This window comes from Rubritalea squalenifaciens DSM 18772 (genome assembly GCF_900141815.1).
Lineage (GTDB): Bacteria > Verrucomicrobiota > Verrucomicrobiia > Verrucomicrobiales > Akkermansiaceae > Rubritalea > Rubritalea squalenifaciens.
This window is the reverse complement of record NZ_FQYR01000002.1, coordinates 106,824-122,737: the sequence shown is the minus strand read 5'-3', so window position 1 is coordinate 122,737 and position 15,914 is coordinate 106,824. Positions and strand designations below refer to the sequence as shown.

Sequence of the window (15,914 nt, the reverse complement as noted above, 5' to 3'; positions counted from 1 at the left end):
AGGAATGATTGTTGTCAAATTCTTGTCTGTGTCAGGATTGTGTTTGAGTGGTTTAAGGTGATTTTGTGTGCAGCAAATGGTTGGTGTAGCCTGCCTCGATCAGTCTATCCATGGCTTGTTGCACGTGATCAGGAACTGGCTGTTGGATCATGAAGCCTTGCTTGGGGTATTCCATGATGCGCTGCAGGTCGCCGATCATGATGTTAATGACGGTGTCTGCGCAGATGTCCTCGGTGCAGTACTCGAAGAGGTTGAGCTGAGGTGAGCTGGCCTGGACTTCGAGTTCTGGCCATTGGGCGCGAATCGTAGCGTAAGCCCGGCGCTCCATGTAAGGCTTGTGAACCGCAATGGCGCTTTTTACCGAGATCATCTTGCTATCTAACAGTTGCCTGCTCAGGGAAACATTTTCGCCAGAGTTCGTGGACTGGTTCTCGATGAGGATGGAGTCCCAGGGGACTCCTAAATCAAGAGCGCGTTCGGCAAAGAGTTCGGCCTCCGGCTTTTTAAAATGTCCTCGCGTGAAGTTGCCCAAACCTCCCGACATGACAACGATGGGAGCCATGCCCTGATGCCATAGCTCGGCAGCTCTGTCAGCCACTCTGAGGTCGTGACTGCCGAGTGCCCAGATCATGTCTGCTGGCTGAATGTCGTGATGCATCTGGTGGTAGTCCCAGATGGTCTGGGCGTCTGCGAATACATTGAAGCTCATGGATTTCCTAGTTGAGATATTTGGCGGTTATTTCAGCGATAGCTCTGGCTCCCTCGGCGTTAGGGTGCAGCTTGTCAGGGAAGAGATGGCCCTTTCCCTTGAAAGGGGAAGCCATGTCCAGAGTCTCTAGATTCTCTGACTCAGCGACTTTCTGGATGGCCTGGTTGATAGCGTCTACGGCTGGGTTGCCATAGTAGGTCTGGCCTTTGAATAGAGGAGCCAGTGGTTGCCAGATGATGATGCGCGGTCGCGTATCCAGCGCTTTATAGCTCTGGAGCAAGGAGCGGTAGTCGGAAACAAAGTGATCTTTGCCAAACTTGTTCCAATCCATGAGATCATTGATGCCGAGGTTGCAAATCACGATGTCTGGCTGGAAGGCGAGAGCCTGCTGGTGTTCCTTCATGAAGAAGTAGGCTCGCTTCTCTTTGCCGCGCATCGACTTTTTGACGACCCCTCTGCCGGGGTTGCCGAAGTTTTTGACTTCATAATTCTTACCTAACAGATCCTGAAGTTGAAGTGGATAGCTATTTTGTAGTCTGTCTGTAGTTCCTGAACCAAAGGTGATGCTGTCGCCAATGCAGGCGATCCGGACGGTTGCAGTGTCCGATCTGGCGCGGAAGGGGCTGGCGGGTAGGCCGGTGGCATTGACAAGATTGCATTTCGGATCATTGGCCCAGGCATAACGAATGAATGCAGGCTCCTTGACCTTGACCGAACGAACGAGAAGGTAGCCCTTGGATGGAGTGGCCTCGGCGGGGTGGAAGACGCGGTCATTGCCTGCCAGCTCAAAGCCTTTGATGGCGCCTCCACCAGATGCACTCAGTCCCTTGGAGTTTTCGAAGTCGACGTAGACCTTGTCCTGCTTGAAAGTGCTGCGCTTGTAGATGGGGCCATTGGTGATGATGTCCTTGCCATAGCTGTGCTTCAGGGCGAGGCGGGCCAGGCGTTCTCCCACTGGCTGTTTGTTTCTGGGGTGAACATCTGTAGAGTGTCCTAGGTCGATACTCACGGCCATATGGGCGTGTGGGATTTCCTGGCTAGCTTCCAACTGCATTTCCCGGAATAGGGCCCAGGGACGGTTCAGCCCTGGTAGTTGGACAAAATAGACGGGAAGGGAGTCGTCCTTCCAAGCCTGACGCCAGGATTTGATCAGGCTCTTGAACTTCATCTTGTTCAGTGCCGGGTCGACAGGTGGCCCGCCTGCACCATCCTGAGTGGCATTGGATTCACCTTGGTACCAGAGAATACCTTTTACGGGTAAGGGGAGGATTTTGGCGATGCCTGCCTCCCAGAGGAAGTGGGGTGCAAAGGGGTGAGGTGGGGCCTGGTCACGAAGATCGGCAGAAGCGGTCCACTGGCTCAAGTTCAGCGCCGCGCGCTGTCTGCACCACTGGGGATAGTCTTCATTTTTCCACCATTGCGGCAAAAGTCTGGAGAGCTCAGGGCTTTTCTGCATGACCTCCGGGGACAGGTGAGCTTCTATGGGGGAGCCTCCCACTGCCAAGTTGATGACTCCGACGGGGACTTTGACCTCGCTGCGTAGCGACTTTGCAAAGTGATAGGCGACGGCGGAGAAATTTGCGGAACTTTGTGGACCGGACTGCTGCCAGCCCTTGTTGCGGTAGTAGTTGTCCTTGTTGAGTTGCTTGAGGAACTTGAGTTCGTAGTGCTTGTTGTTCGGGTGAAGCGTGCCTTCCAGATTGAGGAGGCGAAGTTGCCTGTCCTCGGAATCGGCGATCGAGCTCTTGCCGGTGGTGGTCTGGTTGAGTTGCCAGTCCATGTTCGATTGACCGGTCGCGATCCAGAGATCGCCGATGAGTACATCCTTGATCACGAGTTGCTTCGTGCCTGAGGTGACAGTCAGTTGCTGATCGCGGCTTGATGCTGGCATGGCTTTCAAGCTCAGCGACCATTTGCCCTCTGCAGATGCTGTGGTGGTGAGCTGTTGACCTGCGAACTCGACTTGGATAGCCGCGCCGGGAGTCGCAGTGCCCCAGATGGGGACAGCTTGTTCCCTCTGGAAAAGCATCTTATCGCTGAAGACAGACGCCAAGCTAAGCTCCGCCTGCAGCTGGGAGGGGAGACATACCAGTAAGATCAGGAGCCGAGTAAGAAACCTGCACATTCCATAGCTTTAGCATGAAATGATTGTGCTGCAAAAGCTACGAACTGGTCTGGTTTGGGGACCTGGCTGGGCCGTGCGGATGTCATTTTAAAAATTTTTTTCATTCATGGTGAATAAGTTCCGGAAAGCTGCCGTCGAAGTATGCGAACCCAAGATAAGGAACTATGAAAAAATTCATCACATTTCTCGCCCTGGTAGCAGCTACTCTGATGCTGACTCCCACAAACGCGCAAGCTCGCGACCGTCATTGCCATAGTCACCGCACTTATACCTATCTCAGTGGTCACAGCTCATGCGGATGCGCCATCTACACCAAGCGTGTTTTCCGCCACTATGATTGCCACGGTCACCCAGTCTACGCTTACTACCGTGTACCTGTGAAGCACCGCTGCAGCAGCTACAGACACAGAAGTCATCACCATCACCGTGTACATGGGCACAGATCATACCATCGTGACCGTTACTACAGCAGTCATCGCCGTGGTCACAGCCGAGTAAGCTACAGCAATCGCTATGGGAGAGTGACTCTCTGCCGCTAATCAAAGATTTATAAAGTCGTTTCGCAATAATGGGTGGGGGCCTCCGGGCCTCCACCTGAAGCGGTTTACGGGAGTGGTAGTTGGCGAGCTGCCAGAGGGTTCCTCCCGTTGGATTTTAGAGCGAAATGTGCTAAGTTATCCTATGTTCCAAGGAGGGCACTCAGCCTTCCATGAATAAATGCTTCCCCAATCACGTCTCACCAGATGACTCAAACCCCTGAGACCAATGAAAACCATTTCCACCCTTCTGGCTTTGCTGGCCATGGTATTGGTTTACCAGCCAAGTGAGGCTCAAGCTGGACGATATGACACCAGCATCTACACCTATGTGAGCGGCTACGCTTCCTGTGGTTGTCCATTGTATACCAAGCGGGTGTTTGCGCGGTACGACCGCTATGGTCGGCCAGTATACACCTACTACAGCCAGCCCATTGTCCACCGTTGCGGTCAGGGCGCGGCGATCAGGGTACAATACGGTAATTACGGTTATTACCGGAACTACTATCCGTACTATTACTACCGTGGCCACAGGTCACATTACCAACATGGTGGCTACAGGCATCACCGACATCATAGTCACCATCGTGATAGCCGGAGACATAGTCACCGCAGATAGTGGCCTGCTGATATAGCCTGAGAAGTTACGGGAGTCTATTGACTCCCGTTTTTCTGTTTAAAGACGATTTGCAAGAGCTGGTTTAGTGGTTAGTAGATAGGCATGACATTGGATCCTCTGCTGCCACCAGATTTTATAGAGAACAGAAGAATCGAAGCGAAACTGGCACAGGGGAGGGACGGCCGTGGGGATCTACCGGATTCCATCTGGGAAACTTATTCCGCATTCGCCAATAGTGGCGGCGGTTCCATTTATCTGGGGGTGAAGGAACTCAGTGAATCCCACTATGTCGCGGTGGGTATCCCGGACATCGAGAAAGTGATGGGGCAGTTCTGGAATTGCCTCGGAGACCGCAATGTAGTGAGTCATCGTCTCATCTGTGACAAGGATCTGGTACAAGTGATGACCAAGACGGGGAATCCCATGCTGATCATCCGTGTGCCCGGGGCTTCGGCAGACATTCAGCCGGTCTACATTCATGGCGATCCTTACAGTGGAACCTACAAACGCATCCGCAGTAGCGATGTACGGTGCAGCCGTGAAGAGGTACAGGAAATGCTGGATGCGCTATAGAGCGTCTTGATCCCGCTTGTGTGAGAAGAGGCCCTTCTTCCAATCACGTCTCTGCTTTTTGGTCATTCGCCCTTGATCGCCTTCCTTGCGCTGGATGCGGCTGAGGCGTTTCTCGGCGCGCACTTCCTTGGCTCGCTCCAAGGTCTCCTTAGGTGTGTGGTCGGTATAAGCCTCGCGGGCTATCGGGGCGCCGACGCGTTTTTCGTGGATCTCGAGTACTTCGACGTGTCGCTTGTGGGTTCCATCGTTCGATGGAACGTCGAGGTGATCACCCACTTTGACTGGGGTGGAGGCCTTGATGCTCTTGTTGGCCCGCTTCACCTTCCCGGCATTACAGGCCTGGGCTGCCTGGCTGCGGGTCTTGTAGAGACGCACAGCCCAGAGCCATTTGTCGATGCGGATGGACGGTGTGGGTTCCATGGATGATCAATCAAGCCACTTGGCGAGGTCCTTCTCCAGTTGGGCTGACTTGCGGACGCTGAGGTGCTCGCTGATATTGAGCGAAATCCGGTTACCGAGCGTATTCTGGAAATGAAGAGTCACAGGGGTCTTGCCCGGATTGTTGCGAATGATGGAGTGGATTTCATCCAGATCCTTCTCACTGGTGCGGGTAGTCCAGATGGTCAGGTTGATTCCCTTACTGTTCTTCTTCGGAGTCCGTTTTTTGGTTAGATCTTCGATCTTGGAGCCTGTGACGCGGCGGCCGTCTGAGCGGTCGTCTTCCTGGATGTTCGCCATGAGGCGGACGACTTTGCCAGACTCTAACAAACCTTCTTCGCGTGCGGGAGTGTAGCTTTCACTCCAGCTGAGGATTTCCGTGGTGCCGGTGAAGTCTTCCAGATAGATCACACCGAATGGCTTGCCCGCTTTGGTGGTCTTGTGTTCCACGTGTTTGATCATGCCTGCGAGGCGGTGGCGCTTCTTCTTGTCGCCAAGTTCGAGGTCCGGGATGGAGCCGATCTGGGTGTAGAGTTCGGCATCGATGATTCCGCGGTAGGCATCCAGTGGATGGCCGGACACATAGAAACCCAAGAGCATCTTCTCTTCCTCAAGGCGCTGGTCCTTGGACCATTCCTCGATATCGGAGAGAGTGTCATCAGGTTCCGGTGCAGCGCCGAAGTCGATGCTGTCGAAGAGGGCCACCTGGCCAGCCGCGCGGTCACGGTGGGCAGAGGAGGCAGAGGCAATGACGTTCTCAATGCGCTCGAACATACCGGCACGTGTCTCGCCGGTCCAGTCCATGGCGCCGGCTTTGACCAGGTTCTCCAGGATGCGTTTGTTGACCACCTTGGTGTCGAGGCGCTGGCACAGATCGTCCATGGACTCAAACTCGCCGTTCTTGTTGCGCTCTTCGATGGCAAGCGCCATAGCGCCTTCACCCACGTTCTTGATAGATGCCAGACCGTAGCGGATGGCCATCTTGCCGGAGGGCATTTTCTCTGGTGAGAAAGCCAGCTGGGAGCGGTTCAGATCCGGTGGCAGTACCTCGATGCGCATGCGGTGACACTCGGCAATGAAGACGCCGATCTTGTCTGTGTCCGCCACGTTGGAAATCAGGCCGGACATGAACTCGACCGGGTAGTTTGCCTTGAGATAAGCGGTCCAGTAGGAAATGTGGCCGTAGCAGGCGGAGTGGGATTTGTTGAAACCGTAACCCGCGAAGCCTGCGATCTTGTCGAAGATCTTGTTCGCCATGTCTGGCGGGATGTCGTTGGTTTCCTTGGCGCCCTTGATGAAAATCTCGCGCTGCTTGGCCATCTCAGAAGGCTTCTTCTTACCCATCGCTCGGCGGAGAACGTCCGCGCCACCGAGTGTGTATCCCGCAAGGACCTTCGCAGCGTTCTGCACCTGCTCCTGATAGATCATCACGCCGTAGGTATCACCACAGATTTGTTCTAGCAGCGGGTGCTCGTAGTTTACCTTATTGACGCCCTTTTTCACCGCGATCATCTCGTCGATGTATTGCATGGCGCCCGGACGATAAACGGCCAACAAGTCAATCACGTCCTCGATTTTGTCGATCCCGTATTTCTTACAGGTTTCGACCATGCCGCCGGATTCCAGCTGGAACACACCCATGGTTTCACCACGGTTGAGGAGGGCGAGGGCTGGCTTGTCATCCAGCGGGACTTGGGTGATGTCGAAATCAGGCTCGTACTCCTTGATGAAGTCGACTGCTTCCTGAATGATAGTGAGGTTCTTCAGGCCGAGGAAGTCCATCTTCAACAGGCCGATCTCGGTGATCGCACCCATGTCCGCCTGGCTCACAACTTCACCTTCCTTGGCTCGGGCGAGTGGCACGTGACGGTCGAGATCGCCGTCACCGATCACCACACCCGCAGCGTGGACACCGGTGTTACGGGTGAGGCCTTCCAGCTTGATCGCGTAGTTCCAAAGTTCTTTGTAGGTAGAGGAAGACTCGATCATGTCTCGCAGCTCTTCCTTGCTGTCGTACTCGCCCTGTAGTTTTACGCCGGGCGCTGCCTCAATGAGCTTGGCAAGTTTATCTGCGTCACCATAGCCGACCCCCATTACGCGGGCCACGTCTCGCAGCACACTCTTCGCGCCGAGGGTACCATAGGTGATAATGTGGCAGACGCAGCGTTCGCCGTATTTCTTGCGCACGTAGTCGATCACTTCCGGGCGTCGAGTCTGGCAGAAGTCGATATCCACGTCGGGAGGGCTCACACGTTCCGGGTTCAGGAATCGTTCGAAGAGCAGACCGAAGCGCATCGGGCAGATGTCGGTGATCTGCATCACGTAAGCCACCAGCGAGCCAGCGGCCGAACCACGGCCGGGTCCTACCGGGATATCCTGTTCCTTGCCCCAGATGATGAAGTCCGCTGTGATCAAGAAGTAGGAGGCGAAGCCGAGGTCGTTAATAATGTTGATCTCGTAGTTGAGGCGCTCGTCGAGAATTTTCCAGACACCGTCCACGTCGGTATCGAGGATGCTGCAGAGTTCGTCGACCTTGTCTTCCGGGTAGCGCATCTTAAGGCCTTCGTAACAGACCTTGCGGAAATATTCTTCACGCGGGGAGCCGTCCGGAGCCTCGAACTGAGGGTATTTCTCCGAGCTGGTGGGATCGAGCACGAGCTCTACGTTACATTTTTCGGCGATCTCCAGAGTGTTGTCACACGCGCCGGGGATGTCCTTGAAGAGCTCTCGCATCTCTTCCGGGGTCTTGAAGTAGACCTGGTCAGGGTAGCTCTTGCGGTCCTCGTCCAGAAGAAGACAGCTTTCACCGATACAGATGAGAACATCGTGAGCTTCGTGCTCATCCCTGTTTAGGAAGTGGACGTCATTGGTGGCCACTACCTTGAGGCCGAATTCCTCGGCCAGTCCACGGAGGGCAGGGATGGTCTCCGACTGCTCTTCCACGGCGTGGTCCATTAGCTCGATGTAGAAGTCTTCCTTGCCGAAGATATCGACGAGCTCAGCGACCTGTTCGCGGGCTTTTTCCATATCGCCCTTCTCAAGCCACTCATGGATCGGGCCGTTGTCATCGCCGGAGAGGCAGATGAGCCCCTCGGAAAATTTGCGCAGTTGCTCACGGTCGACACGTGGTTCGCCGAAGTAGTCCCCCTCTAGGTGGCCTACCGAGACGAGCTTGGTGAGATTATTCCAGCCGGTGGTGTCCTTGGCCAGCAGGGTGAGGTGGGTGGAGCGCTTGCGGCCCGGAATGTCCTTCTTGTGGTCAAGTGTAGAGGGGGCGAGGTAGATCTCGCAGCCCAGGATGGGTTTGACACCTGCACCGGTGGTGTTCTGGTAGAACTCGACTGCTCCGAAGAGGTTGCCGTGATCTGTCATGGCTACCGCAGGCATCTCCATTTCTGCGGCCTTGGCCGCCAGTGCCTTGATGCGGACAATGGAGTCCTTGATCGAGTACTCGGTGTGGACGTGGAGATGAACGAATGAATTACCCATGGTGCTGGGACACTGTGCAGGAGACCCGGACAAGATGCAATCCAACAGCGGTACTTGGGGGCAAAAAGAACAGGCGCCAGATCGTGGAGATCTGCCGCCTGCGGGAAATCGCTTTTCTAGTCTCTAGAAATTGAATCGCATATCCATATTTTGCAGTGGGGGCATGAAACAATCTACCCGCACCAGTTGGTGCGGGTAGATCGATTTTAGTATGAATAGAAAATAGTCGCGGGGAACTTAGAAGTTCCAGCGAAGACCGAGTTCAACAAGGAAATCTTCGTCGATGGAAGCGCGCTCGTCGATGTCATCAAAATCGGTCAGGTCCGGATCATCCATGAGAATGTATCGGACACCACCGAAGATTTCAAAGGACTCGGAGAAGTTGTAGGTCAGACCGGTAAAAATCTGGCCGTAGAATACTTCATCATCAAAGCCTTCACTGAAGCCAGAGCCTGAAACATCCAGGTCAACGAATGCGATACCAGCACCTGCGCCTATGTACCAACCAAGGTTGTTGGAGAATGAACGCTCATACTTGTAGTTGAGGGTGACTGGGATGATTTCCACATCCAGATCGTATTCGCCTGGAATGACGGCTGTACTCTGGGATGTGTCGAGAAAGTCGTAGTCTTCATCAAACTCAGTATAGCCAACTTCCAAGTAGAGTGCGTGTGAGTGTGTTGGGCACCATTTCTCCGCACCAAACTGAAGGTGGTACATCTCCTCTTCAGCATCTGTTAAGTATCCGCCAGAGGCTCCCAGGAACCACTGTAAGCGGCATGGATCCGGTGGAGGAATCACTTCCTTCGCAGTCATTACTTCACCAGCTTGCGTGGCGGCTGTTAGTCCAAGTGCCAAAGGTAAGGCAAGTATTGTTTTTTTCATAGCACTGTCACTTAGAGCATAATGTGACAAAAAATGCAACCACTAAACTTACATTAAGCATTTGATGAATAATGGTTTATGTGTCTAATCTATCAGCTAAAAAGCCCATCCGGCAAAGGATGGGCTTTTGTGTGTTAGTGATAAAAACTAGGAAATGTTAGAAGTTCCAGCGTAGGCCGAGTTCCAGCAAGACGTCTCCATCGATGGATGCCGTGTCATCGAAATCGCTGAACCCTGTGAGATCCGGGTCATCCATGTAGATGTATCTAGCGCCACCAAAGATTTCGAAATGTTCGGTGAAATTATAGCTCAAACCTGTGAAAATCTGGGCATAGAAGACGGTTTCGTCATCGGACTCATCAAGCGGGCCGGCAGAGACTTCGAGATCCGTGAAGGCCACACCAGCGCCGGCGCCAATGTACCAGTTGAACTTATCCATCAGGTAGCACTCGTACTTGTAGTTCAGCGTAAGTGGAATGATTTCAGAGTCAGACCCGATGTCAAAACTGGTATCGCTGAGTACAATGCTGCCATAATCCTCGTCTGTTTCTGTATAGCCAAGCTCGAGATAGAAGCCATGCGTGCAGCATGCTGATTTACAGACCTTCTCTGCACCAAACTGAAGGTGGTACATTGGCTCATCAAAGTCGGTGAGATAACCTCCAGATGCGCCCAGGAACCATTGGAGTGAACATTCAGGGGCTGGGACTACCTGCTTTTGAACGGGCATCGGATAGTAATCACCGGCCTGAGCTGCTGCTGTTAATGCGATAAATGATAATGCGAGGGTTGTCTTATTCATAACAAGCATATCATTAAGCAGAATGTGTTAGGAAGATCAATAAGTATTTGTTTGATAGTTCCATAAAAAAAGAAAGGCCCGCAAGTTGCGGGCCTTGAAAAAATCACTCTGAGGGAGGGAATTCCCTAGAAGTTGAAGCGAACGCCGAGCTCGACAAGTACGTCTCCGTCGATGGAGGCATCATCATCAAATTCAGACAAACCGGTGAGGTCCGGATCATCCATGTAGATGTAGCGTGCGCCACCGAAAATTTCGAAGGACTCACTGAAGTTGTAGACGAGGCCCGCAAAACCCTGGGCGTAGAAGACTTCGTCATCGAAGCCTTCACTCTGTCCCTCAGCGGAGAGATCTGTGTCTACGAAAGCGATACCAGCGCCAGCGCCGATGTACCAGTTGAGGTTTCCTGTCAGGTTGCACTCATACTTGTAGTTGAGAGTGAGCGGGATAATCTCCGTATCCATATCGATATCGATGATGCTGTCGGTAAAATCGAAGGCATAGCTCTCATCGAGTTCTGTGTAGCCGAGTTCGAGATAGAGAGCATGTGTGCAGCTTCTATCTGGACACACTTTCTCAACGCCGAACTGGAGGTGGTACATTTCCTCTTCAGCGTCTGTCAGGTAACCACCGGATGCTCCGAGGAACCACTGCAGGTGGCATGATGGAGGTGGTGGGATGACTTCCTTGGAGGATTTAGCAGAATAGCTGTCACCAGCGTATGCGGAGGCGGTGAGGCCGAGGACTAATGGCAAAACGAATGCATGTTTTTTCATAACAGTAGGGATGTTAGTCAGATTTATTCCAGGAGATCAACGGTAAACTGCTGAAGGTAGGGGCTAGGTGGTCATGAAAATGGACATCCTGAGAGGCAAAACAGTACTTGAGTCAGAGGTGTGTATTGCTAGGAATAGTAGAGCATGAAAAGGGTTAAAAAGGTATTGGTATTGGGTGGTGGAAGCGCGGGCCTGCTCGCGGCCTTGGCGATTCGTAAACGCTGTCCTTCGGTCCAGGTCCGAGTCGTGGCTAGTAGCAAGAAAGGGGTGATCGGAGTAGGCGAGGGGACGGTGCCTTATGTGGTGGATTTCGTGCACCGTTACCTTGGAATGGATGAGGCAGAAGTCTACCGCGCCCTTGATCCTGTCTACAAGCTGGGCGTACGATTCGACTGGGGTAAGCGTGAGTGCTATGACTACCCTTTTACAGAAAGCCTACATGTCCAGGCAATACCTGGACTAAAGAAAGTTTCCGGCTACTACATCGGTGAACGATGTGAGGGCTTTGATCTGCCGAGTGCGCTGATGGATAAGGGTAATGCCCTGCCTACACGTGGACACAAGAAGGCTGACGTTCCACCTCCCGGAAATTCAGTGGCTTGGCATCTGGAGAACCATCGCTTTGTGGCCTGGCTGGAAACAGCCTGCAAGCAACAGGGCATCGATATGGTGGATGATGAGGTGGAGGAAGTCGTGTTTGAGGATTCAGGAGATGTGAAGGGCCTGAAGATTTCCAATGGGGCCGTGCTGAAAGCTGACTTGTTCATCGATTCGAGTGGCTTTGCCGGGGAGATTATCGGCAAGGCGATGGAGGTTCCCTTCAAGTCCTATGCGGATGCGCTGTTTTGTGACCGGGCACTAGTAGGCGGCTGGGATAGAGAGGAAGGAGAAAAGATTCTCCCATATACCGTGTCTCAGACCATGGACTCAGGCTGGTGCTGGAGGATTGACCATCCAGAGAGGATTAACCGTGGATATGTCTTTAGCTCAGATCACATTTCTTTGGAGGATGCGGAGAAAGAGATGTTAGAAAAGAATCCGAAGATCAAGCAGGTGCGCGAAGTCAAGTTCAGCTCAGGCCGCCGAGAGAAGGTCTGGGTGAATAATGTCATTGCTATCGGTAATGCGGCAGGATTCGTAGAGCCGCTGGAGGCCACCGCGATCATGTGTGCCTGCCTTCAGGCCCGCTGGCTGGCTGATGGATTAATGGACTCAATGAGCGAGCCTACTCCAACGATGCGTGACCTTTACAATGAGCGAGTAGCCAGTGTTTGGGATGAGATCAGGGACTTCCTCGCGATGCACTATCGTTTCAACGACAAGTTAGAGACTCCGTTCTGGAAGCGTTGCCAGGAAGAAATTTCACTGGGCCCGATAGAAAAGCTGGTAGCCTTTTTCCAAGAGAACGGGCCTTCCAGTTTGGGGAGAGCTTTGGTCCCTGAGCAGTCACCATTTGGAGTCCAGGGTTATTATGCTCATTTGGTAGGCATGCGTGTACCACATGCCAGACCCTACAAGGCTGGTAAGGCCGAGCAGGATGTTTGGTCAGCTTACTTGAGCCAGGTTGATCAGGTGGCCAGCAAGGGGATGTCTATGGAAGAGGTGCGCGAGCAGCTCATGGATGCTGGCTACTGGAAGCAGCTGCGTAGCCTATCCCGCTGACCATTATCATGCGCAGGGAGTTTTACTGTAAGTGGGCGTAAAAAAGCCGCATTCTTTACGAATGCGGCTTTGCTTGAAGCGGATGAACGTGCCTCAAGAGATGTCTCCTGATAGCATGGGGAGGTTACTTCCTGCGGCGCAGGATGAAGGCCACGGCACCGAGTCCGAGAAGCGCCGTAGAGGACGGTTCTGGAATGGCTGTGGTGTCTATGATCTGGAAACCAGAGATGGAGGCACGGTCGCCTCCGTTACGGGTCAGCAAATCAACATCGAGGTCTCCACTGAGGTTGGTAATGACCATAGTATTGGTATCGTCAAAGGTCGGGTTGTTTGACCAGACGCTCTTGGTTCCAGTAGTGTCATAGGTGTTACCGTTCACAGTCGCTGTGCGGTAGCTACCCCCTTCAGTATCTGTACTGAAGTAGAGAACGACGGAGTACTGGGCATAGGTGATATTGGTCACGTCAAAAGTGACACCAGTACCTCCACCTGTATCGCCATCATCCAGGTAACCACGAATCAGCTGAGCGGCTGGGTCACCTCCGGCTGCATCGGTATTTGCGGTTCCGTCACCCCAAACGTTGGTTGAGTTCCAGGTAACGTCGGCAGTAGTGGTCAGGCCAGCACTGTCTGTCAGGTCGTTTTGTGTACCTAACTCGCTACCAACGTTGTTCCAATTGGTGGCTTCGAATCCGCTACGGCCAGTACTAGCCGCAGAGTCGATGGTTCCATTGCCTCCATCACCGCCAATAAAGTTGACGCTGATTGAAGCTGCCTGAACCATCCCAATGCTTGCTGCAGCCCCGAGTAAGGCTGAGGAGTATTTGTTCAGTGTTTTCATTGAGTATAGTGTGCGAATAACACATCGGTTGATTCCAATGTGCGAGTGCACTCTCTATAATGCATAGAAACACAGTAATTTAAGGGTGCTAAATTGAGTTTTTTTAAAAGTGATTTTTATGTAACCTTTTATGACTTTGGCGCTGTATACTTGTTACTGAGTTATGGTTTCGCAGTTTGCTTTGTGTCGGAATCGTTGATTTTTATTGGATTAGGACGGTTGGGCTAGTTTGCGGGTATCCAGTAGTATCTCAAAAAAATGTGACTCTATTTTCGAAGATCACGAATAAATACGAAAATTGCCCCTCATAGGGAGTCTGAGTAAGTAGGGAATACGGCCGATTGAGAGAGTGTGACTTGACCTGCTGTATCATGAGCACGCCACAAAAAAACCCGCAGCAGGAAGATCCTGCTACGGGTGAATCTTTAACTCGTTTCAAAGGTCCTTACTTGCGACGACGCATGATGAGAGCGAGGCCTCCAAGGCCGAGAAGAGCCGTAGAAGTTGGCTCTGGAACGGCTGTCGTATCCACGATGATCACACCAGTAATAGGGCCTCTGGCGGCACCATTTCTGATGGATGTGATATCAAGGGTGGAGTCAGTGAGGCCTGTGATTGTTGCATAGTTACCAAACACGGTACCGTCGGCTTCTACCCAGCCTGTGCCGTCAGTCACGCGTCCGTGTGCATTGAAGTCGCCACCGCCAAAAAGAGCGGTTCCTTCTACGGTGATTTCACCATGCTGGTAGTCACCGTTTTGGTCAGAAGTGAATAGTACGTATGCAGTGTATGTGCTGTAGGTGATATTGGAGACAGTCACGGTTACGCCTGTGCTGTCGTCCAGATAACCTACGGCTAGTCTGGCTTCATCAGTTCCAGTTCCATCGGCATTATAGAAGACATTGTTCGAGCTCCAGGTCACGGATGAGGTAGTCGTGGCGCCCGTATCATCGATGAGGCTGCCCATCGTGCCGGTTGCGAGAGTGCCTGAGTCGCGGTCAATGGTGGAGTTCCAATTGGAGCTATCAATGCCTGTTGGCCCGATTGCTGCTCCTCCGGCAAATTGCTGGTTCGTGTTCTCGGCAAAGTTAATAGCGATAGAGGCTGCAGAAGCAACGCTGCTCATCGCTACTAAAGACGCCAAGAGTGAGTATTGGAGTTTCATAGTGTTGTTTGTTCAGTGTTTATATTGAGTGTATTGTGCGCATAACACACCAGATGACTCTGATGTGCACGTGCACTCTCTATGATGCACAAAAACACAGTTCATTGAGGGGGGTTAAATTGAGTTCTCCAAAATTAATTTTTATGTAACCTTTTATGGATTCGAGACTGTATAGATAATACCAAGTGGTATCTTTATCAGTAAGTCTTGTGTCGGAATCGTTGATTTTGCTTGGATTAGGATGGTTTTGCGAGTTTGAGAGTACTCTGTAAATACTTATTACAAAATGCGCAAAATTCTTCACGAAATACGACAAATACGTGAATTGTCCCTCATGGAAAGCCCAGTCAGGTAGAAAAAACAGGCCACTCAAAAACGAGTGACCTGCTCCTGATATGATGTAGATGAAAAGGTTTGCTGAAGGGCTACCTAGACGGTGGCGAGAGCCGCAGGCATGAAGAACTCATCGGGGATGGCGTTCAGGCATGGGGCCACGAGGTCAGGGGTATAGGCATAGCTAGAAGGATTCTGTATGGACGGAGTGAACAAACGGGGCTAGGGGGACTATGCCTGAATATTACCTGGTCTGGATCTACCGAAAGTCGTGCTAACTGAAAACTAACACGTCACACTGAGTGTAGTGACCATGAGAGATGAATCCGATTGCCTTTCTCTCAAATATTGTCTGTCTTTTTATTGTTAATGAAAATCAGAATGACATGGAGAAAGTGGGTGGTTTTTACCATGGTTTCAATACTGCTATTTGGAACATTTAAAATAACGCTAGATAATCCAGCTTGGGTTATTGGGATGAAGTATCCGAATGCAGATCGAAAAATTCATTCAGTCAACAGCCCTGATTTCTACTTTTGGTCATCTTTAGCTAGGTTTTTTGGTGTTCCGATGACTGATCCTGATCATTATTTAGCCGTTCATGTGAGCTGTCACACAGATGATTTGACTCTTCGCGATTTTCGCAAAGTTGATGAGCTTTATGTTAGTAACTCCTCCGTTTCTGATATTTCAGATTTTTTCGATTCTTCTTCCAAGCTGGACTCGGTAGTTTTTACCGATTGTGATTTTTCAAAACTTCCTCAAACACAAGCCATTTATCTGAAAGATTATCATGGTAAAAAAATTCTTTCTTACGAGGAAAAAAAGAAATACATGCAAGACTATTAGATGTTACTCGACACCAAATTGCTTGCCAAAACATTAAGGTCTTGAGTTGCCTGTGAGGAGGTTAACTTACGGTAAGGATCACCAGAAAATTTCTCATCCTCAAATAGTTCCGAAT

General features: G+C 51.8%; 14 protein-coding genes. 5 read left to right on the top strand and 9 right to left on the bottom strand.

The window, feature by feature from the left end; translation table 11 throughout:
• Positions 1 to 52: 52 nt before the first annotated feature.
• Entirely contained in the window at positions 53 to 709 is a 657-nt protein-coding gene (locus BUB27_RS00500) for a YdcF family protein (protein WP_143157582.1), read from the bottom strand.
• A gap of 7 nt (positions 710 to 716) precedes the next feature.
• Complete coding sequence (locus BUB27_RS00495) at positions 717 to 2,834, bottom strand: GDSL-type esterase/lipase family protein (protein ID WP_143157581.1); 2,118 nt, start codon at positions 2,832 to 2,834, stop codon at positions 717 to 719.
• A 164-nt stretch (positions 2,835 to 2,998) separates the two neighbouring features.
• Here BUB27_RS00495 and BUB27_RS00490 point away from each other — a divergent pair, with 164 nt between their 5' ends.
• The 3 genes from BUB27_RS00490 (at position 2,999) to BUB27_RS00480 (ending at position 4,562) form a co-directional block, all read left to right on the top strand.
• Positions 2,999 to 3,373 (top strand): hypothetical protein, encoded by a 375-nt coding sequence (locus BUB27_RS00490; RefSeq protein ID WP_143157580.1) that lies wholly within the window; start codon positions 2,999 to 3,001, stop codon positions 3,371 to 3,373.
• A 226-nt stretch (positions 3,374 to 3,599) separates the two neighbouring features.
• Entirely contained in the window at positions 3,600 to 3,989 is a 390-nt protein-coding gene (locus tag BUB27_RS00485; protein ID WP_143157579.1) for a hypothetical protein, read from the top strand.
• Between the two features lie 102 nt (positions 3,990 to 4,091).
• Positions 4,092 to 4,562 (top strand): AlbA family DNA-binding domain-containing protein, encoded by a 471-nt coding sequence (locus BUB27_RS00480; protein WP_143157578.1) that lies wholly within the window; start codon positions 4,092 to 4,094, stop codon positions 4,560 to 4,562.
• On the opposite strand, the gene BUB27_RS00475 is transcribed toward BUB27_RS00480, so the two are convergent.
• The 5 genes from BUB27_RS00475 to BUB27_RS00455 form a co-directional block, all read right to left on the bottom strand.
• Positions 4,557 to 4,982 carry an RNA-binding S4 domain-containing protein gene (locus BUB27_RS00475; RefSeq protein WP_143157577.1) on the bottom strand — a complete coding sequence of 142 codons (426 nt, stop codon included), beginning with the start codon at positions 4,980 to 4,982 and terminating at the stop codon, positions 4,557 to 4,559. The genes BUB27_RS00480 and BUB27_RS00475 overlap by 6 nt on opposite strands.
• Before the next feature lie 6 nt (positions 4,983 to 4,988).
• Positions 4,989 to 8,489, bottom strand: coding sequence for a DNA polymerase III subunit alpha (dnaE, locus tag BUB27_RS00470; RefSeq protein WP_143157576.1), 3,501 nt, complete (start codon positions 8,487 to 8,489; stop codon positions 4,989 to 4,991).
• 237 nt (positions 8,490 to 8,726) lie between these two features.
• Positions 8,727 to 9,374: an outer membrane protein gene (locus BUB27_RS00465; RefSeq protein ID WP_143157575.1), complete on the bottom strand. Its 648-nt coding sequence runs from the start codon at positions 9,372 to 9,374 to the stop codon at positions 8,727 to 8,729.
• Between the two features lie 157 nt (positions 9,375 to 9,531).
• Entirely contained in the window at positions 9,532 to 10,176 is a 645-nt protein-coding gene (locus tag BUB27_RS00460; protein ID WP_159434705.1) for an outer membrane protein, read from the bottom strand.
• A gap of 125 nt (positions 10,177 to 10,301) precedes the next feature.
• Positions 10,302 to 10,949 (bottom strand): outer membrane protein, encoded by a 648-nt coding sequence (locus BUB27_RS00455; RefSeq protein WP_143157573.1) that lies wholly within the window; start codon positions 10,947 to 10,949, stop codon positions 10,302 to 10,304.
• Between the two features lie 144 nt (positions 10,950 to 11,093).
• Between BUB27_RS00455 and BUB27_RS00450 the strand changes: the two genes are divergently transcribed.
• Positions 11,094 to 12,611, top strand: a complete 1,518-nt coding sequence (locus BUB27_RS00450) for a tryptophan halogenase family protein (RefSeq protein ID WP_143157572.1) — start codon at positions 11,094 to 11,096, stop codon at positions 12,609 to 12,611.
• Positions 12,612 to 12,735: 124 nt separating this feature from the next.
• On the opposite strand, the gene BUB27_RS00445 is transcribed toward BUB27_RS00450, so the two are convergent.
• Together BUB27_RS00445 and BUB27_RS00440 are read right to left on the bottom strand one after the other, a co-directional pair.
• The gene (locus BUB27_RS00445) at positions 12,736 to 13,452 is read right to left on the bottom strand and encodes a PEP-CTERM sorting domain-containing protein (RefSeq protein WP_143157571.1); all 717 of its coding nucleotides are present in this window, start codon (positions 13,450 to 13,452) and stop codon (positions 12,736 to 12,738) included.
• 445 nt (positions 13,453 to 13,897) lie between these two features.
• The gene (locus BUB27_RS00440; protein ID WP_143157570.1) at positions 13,898 to 14,617 is read right to left on the bottom strand and encodes a PEP-CTERM sorting domain-containing protein; all 720 of its coding nucleotides are present in this window, start codon (positions 14,615 to 14,617) and stop codon (positions 13,898 to 13,900) included.
• Between the two features lie 714 nt (positions 14,618 to 15,331).
• Here BUB27_RS00440 and BUB27_RS00435 point away from each other — a divergent pair.
• A complete protein-coding gene (locus tag BUB27_RS00435; RefSeq protein WP_143157569.1) occupies positions 15,332 to 15,799 on the top strand; it encodes a hypothetical protein in 468 nt (155 codons plus the stop codon).
• The last annotated feature ends 115 nt before the right edge of the window (positions 15,800 to 15,914 follow it).

What these genes read in the sequence shown, in the direction of transcription:
- BUB27_RS00455 (WP_143157573.1), bottom strand. Translation starts at nt 10,949, where the DNA reads ATGAAAAAACATGCATTCGTTTTGCCATTAGTCCTCGGCCTCACCGCC.
- BUB27_RS00495 (WP_143157581.1), bottom strand. Translation starts at nt 2,834, where the DNA reads ATGTGCAGGTTTCTTACTCGGCTCCTGATCTTACTGGTATGTCTCCCC.
- BUB27_RS00475 (WP_143157577.1), bottom strand. Translation starts at nt 4,982, where the DNA reads ATGGAACCCACACCGTCCATCCGCATCGACAAATGGCTCTGGGCTGTG.
- dnaE (WP_143157576.1), bottom strand. Translation starts at nt 8,489, where the DNA reads ATGGGTAATTCATTCGTTCATCTCCACGTCCACACCGAGTACTCGATC.
- BUB27_RS00485 (WP_143157579.1), top strand. Translation starts at nt 3,600, where the DNA reads ATGAAAACCATTTCCACCCTTCTGGCTTTGCTGGCCATGGTATTGGTT.
- BUB27_RS00465 (WP_143157575.1), bottom strand. Translation starts at nt 9,374, where the DNA reads ATGAAAAAAACAATACTTGCCTTACCTTTGGCACTTGGACTAACAGCC.
- BUB27_RS00480 (WP_143157578.1), top strand. Translation starts at nt 4,092, where the DNA reads ATGACATTGGATCCTCTGCTGCCACCAGATTTTATAGAGAACAGAAGA.
- BUB27_RS00435 (WP_143157569.1), top strand. Translation starts at nt 15,332, where the DNA reads ATGACATGGAGAAAGTGGGTGGTTTTTACCATGGTTTCAATACTGCTA.
- BUB27_RS00450 (WP_143157572.1), top strand. Translation starts at nt 11,094, where the DNA reads ATGAAAAGGGTTAAAAAGGTATTGGTATTGGGTGGTGGAAGCGCGGGC.
- BUB27_RS00500 (WP_143157582.1), bottom strand. Translation starts at nt 709, where the DNA reads ATGAGCTTCAATGTATTCGCAGACGCCCAGACCATCTGGGACTACCAC.
- BUB27_RS00440 (WP_143157570.1), bottom strand. Translation starts at nt 14,617, where the DNA reads ATGAAACTCCAATACTCACTCTTGGCGTCTTTAGTAGCGATGAGCAGC.
- BUB27_RS00445 (WP_143157571.1), bottom strand. Translation starts at nt 13,452, where the DNA reads ATGAAAACACTGAACAAATACTCCTCAGCCTTACTCGGGGCTGCAGCA.
- BUB27_RS00490 (WP_143157580.1), top strand. Translation starts at nt 2,999, where the DNA reads ATGAAAAAATTCATCACATTTCTCGCCCTGGTAGCAGCTACTCTGATG.
- BUB27_RS00460 (WP_159434705.1), bottom strand. Translation starts at nt 10,176, where the DNA reads ATGAATAAGACAACCCTCGCATTATCATTTATCGCATTAACAGCAGCA.